Annotated in this window: 1 protein-coding gene and 2 pseudogenes; all 3 read left to right on the forward strand. The window is 63.3% G+C overall.

Going from position 1 to position 2119, the window contains the following annotated elements:
- Positions 1-140, forward strand: a pseudogene (locus CGZ91_RS15050) (transposase); the annotation flags it as partial.
- Positions 141-200: 60 nt separating this feature from the next.
- Positions 201-1366 (forward strand): IS3 family transposase gene (locus CGZ91_RS04615; protein ID WP_094453032.1). Its coding sequence is split into 2 segments (ribosomal slippage): positions 201-485 and positions 488-1366, totalling 1164 coding nucleotides; the frame shifts between segments, so codons are not numbered across the junction.
- A 32-nt stretch (positions 1367-1398) separates the two neighbouring features.
- Positions 1399-1956, forward strand: a pseudogene (locus CGZ91_RS04620) (IS256 family transposase); the annotation flags it as partial.
- Between the last annotated feature and the right edge of the window lie 163 nt (positions 1957-2119).

Raw genomic sequence — 2119 nt, forward strand, 5'->3', positions numbered from 1 at the left:
CGAACCGGCCGGTGTATGTGGCGATGGGCGTCAATCTGGATGGCGTCCGGGACGTGTTGGGGATGTGGGTCGGGCCCAGTGGTGGGGAGGGTGCGAAGCAGTGGATCAACATGCTGACAGAACTGAAAACGGGACTGATGCACGGGGAGGTGTCACATGATCTGTGGCGCTGGAGAGCGTTGCAGGGAAGGATGTGCATCATGCCCGCTCCGTATCCCCAGGAGTTCCGTGACGACGTCGTGCGTGTCGCGAGGAACCGTGAACCTGGCCAGAAACTGGCGACGATCGCGAAGGACTTCGGGATCTCTGAGTCGTGTCTGACGAACTGGATGCGTCAGGCCGATGTTGAGGATGGTGCTCGGCCCGGCAAGACCCGTGAGGAGTCCGGTGAGCTGCGTGACCTGCGGCGCCGGAATCGGCTGCTGGAGCAGGAGAACGAAGTCCTGCGCCGTGCTGCGGCGTATTTGTCGCAGGCGAACCTGCCGGGAAAAGGCTCTACCCGCTCGTGAGCGAGCTCGCCGCCGACCAGATCCCTGTCGCGGTGTCGTTGCGGGTCCTCAAGCTCGCCCGCCAGCCGTACTACCGCTGGCGCAAACACCAGGTCACCGAGTCGGAACTGGTCCAGGCCTACCGTGCCAACGCTCTGTTCGATGCCCACCGTGACGATCCCGAGTTCGGTTACCGGTTCCTCGCCGGCGAAGCCGAGGCCGCTGGTGAGTCGATGTGTGAGCGGACCGCGTGGCGGATCTGCCGGGACAACCAGTGGTGGTCGGTGTTCGGGAAGAACCGCGGTAAGAACGGCAAGCGCCCGGGCCCGCCCGTGCATGACGACCTCGTTCAGCGGGACTTCACCGCCGCCCAGGTCAACCAGGTGTGGCTGACGGATATCACTGAACACTGGACCGAGGAGGGCAAGCTCTACCTGTGTGCGATCAAGGATGTGTTCTCCGGTCGGATCGTGGGCTACTCGATCAGTGACCGGATGAAGGCCCGCCTCGCGGTGAAAGCCCTGGACAACGCCCTGACTCGTCGTCGCGACGCCGCCGGATGCATCGTGCACTCCGACCGCGGGAGCCAGTTCCGGTCACGGAGGTTCGTGCACGCCTTGAACCATCACCACCTCATCGGATCGATGGGGAAAGTCGGTGCCGCAGGCGACAACGCCGCGATGGAGTCCTTCTTCGCGTTGCTCCAGAAGAACGTCCTGGCCCGCAAGCGATGGCAGACCCGAGAAGAGTTGCGGATCGCGATCATCACCTGGATCGAACGGACCTACCACCGACGCCGACGACAGGCCCGCCTGGGCAAATTGACCCCCATCGAATACGAGACCATCATGAACCCGACCGCCAACCTGGCGGCCTAACCCCAACTGACACCTGATCTTGCATCAGTCCCAACCGTGGGATTCTCGATGCATGCATCGTGTGCTGCGACGGCCTGAAGGGGCTTCCGGAGGCGATCAACGCCGTCTGGCCGCAGGCCGTGGTGCAGACGTGTGTGGTGCATCTGGTCCGCAACAGTCTGCGCTACTCGTCTCGGGCGCATTGGCAGAAGATCACTGCGGAGCTGCGTCGGATCTACACCGCGCCCACGGTCGAGTCTGCGGAGTCGGAGTTCGAGGAGTTCGCGGAGGCTTGGCGGGAGAAGTATCCGGCGATGGTCAGGCTGTGGGAGAACGCTTGGGCGGAGTTCGTGCCGTTCCTGGACTTCCCGGTCGAGGTCCGCAAGGTCATCTACACGACCAACGCGATCGAGTCGCTGAACGCCCGGTTCCGGGCTGCCACGCGGCGTCGGGGTCACTTCCCCGACGAGCAGTCCGCGTTGAAGGTCCTCTACCTGGCCATCCGACGTCGCGAAGCGAACAGGACCAACCCAACCGGACAGATCGCCGGCTGGAAGAACATCCTCAATGTTTTGTCCCTGACCTACGGCGACCGCCTGGGTCTCAGCTGAGCCGATGCCCACTTACACAGAAATTCCGACACTCCCACGACCTCGCGGCTGCTGGTCAGCTGCCCGACAGAAATGGGCTAACTGCAGCTGGCCGATCATACCAGAAGCATGCCGGCCGGAACGAATTGCCACAGGTTCCAGGAAGCGCTTTGAATGATGCCGG

The organism is Parenemella sanctibonifatiensis (assembly GCF_002250565.1).
Lineage (GTDB): Bacteria > Actinomycetota > Actinomycetes > Propionibacteriales > Propionibacteriaceae > Parenemella > Parenemella sanctibonifatiensis.